Raw genomic sequence first — 1,067 nt, 5'->3', positions numbered from 1 at the left:
AAAAATTCATTTACGATTTGTGGGGAAATGCCGTGAATACAGCCAGCCGCATGGAATCTCACGGCGTACCAGGTCGCATTCAAGTTAGCTTCTATACTTATGAGTTGCTGCGGGATAAATATGAATTTGAAGAGCGCGGCTTGATCGATATTAAAGGTCAAGGGGAAATGCGGACTTATTTCCTGATGGGCCCAAAAACAGCAAGCGCTCTCAAAATCTGAGAGTAAATAAAACTAAGACTTGAATCTACCTGATTGTTGAGGGAAATTCCGGAGGCTGCGATCGATCGCCTCGAAGATGCGATCGCCCGCTCGGCATAACGCCTGCAGCAGAGCCGCCAAATAAGATTATCAGAGATATGGGTTTAAAACCCCATCCTTTTAGGACGGCTTTAACTTCTTAAATCGATTCCTAAAAATTAGGAAATTCCTAGTGTTTGTGGTATACTACCATAGTCAAGGTTAAACTCCTTCGCCATCGTGAAACAGGGACTCAGACACACTTTTAGGCGTTAACCGGGGGACAAAGAGCGGCGAAAACTCTTAAAACAGCTAGAGGCTTAATACAGTCTCACAACCAGAAAAATAAACAATTTACTTTTGTTAAGTAGGGTAGGGCATACCCAAACTCTAGGTCAATATCCTAGTACGCTTTTGGAGATAGACCCTCTGGGGTGACTGCGAATCACACTCGTTAATTGGTAGGATTTCTACGGTTAAAAGGTTTGAGTATTGCCGTAAGGACGCAACACTTAAAGGTCAGTCGCTGAATTAAGAATCCCCATCCTTTAGGTTGGGGAGTGTCAAGCTATATACAGAGATATCCGAGCAATGCTATGCGCGGTACTCGACGTTATAAAAATACTAAGTTGAAGTCCTAGGAGCCTTTAATAATGGTTCAATTTCATATTCAAACAGATAGCGAAATTCCAGCATCCACCCAACTATTCAATCAAATCAGGTTTGCGATCGCCTCGCGACAATTTCCGCCCGGGCACCGCTTGCCCAGCACCAGACAGCTAGCCATGCAGACGGGTTTGCACCGCAACACCATCAGCAAAGTATACC

At 44.4% G+C, this 1,067-nt stretch carries 2 protein-coding genes; both read left to right on the top strand.

Annotation, left to right across the window (positions count from 1 at the left end; translation table 11 throughout):
• Positions 1-221 (top strand): adenylate/guanylate cyclase domain-containing protein (locus ACUVJL_RS32625; RefSeq protein ID WP_445249620.1); only part of this gene is annotated, 221 nt, incomplete at its 5' end.
• Between the two features lie 671 nt (positions 222-892).
• On the top strand, positions 893-1,067 hold a 175-nt coding region (locus ACUVJL_RS32620; RefSeq protein WP_445249621.1), incomplete at its 3' end, for a GntR family transcriptional regulator.

The sequence above is a fragment of the Microcoleus sp. OTE_8_concoct_300 genome, assembly GCF_031383065.1.
GTDB lineage: Bacteria > Cyanobacteriota > Cyanobacteriia > Cyanobacteriales > Microcoleaceae > Microcoleus.
Note: the sequence above shows the minus strand (reverse complement) of the source record. Positions and strands in the feature narration are given on the sequence as shown.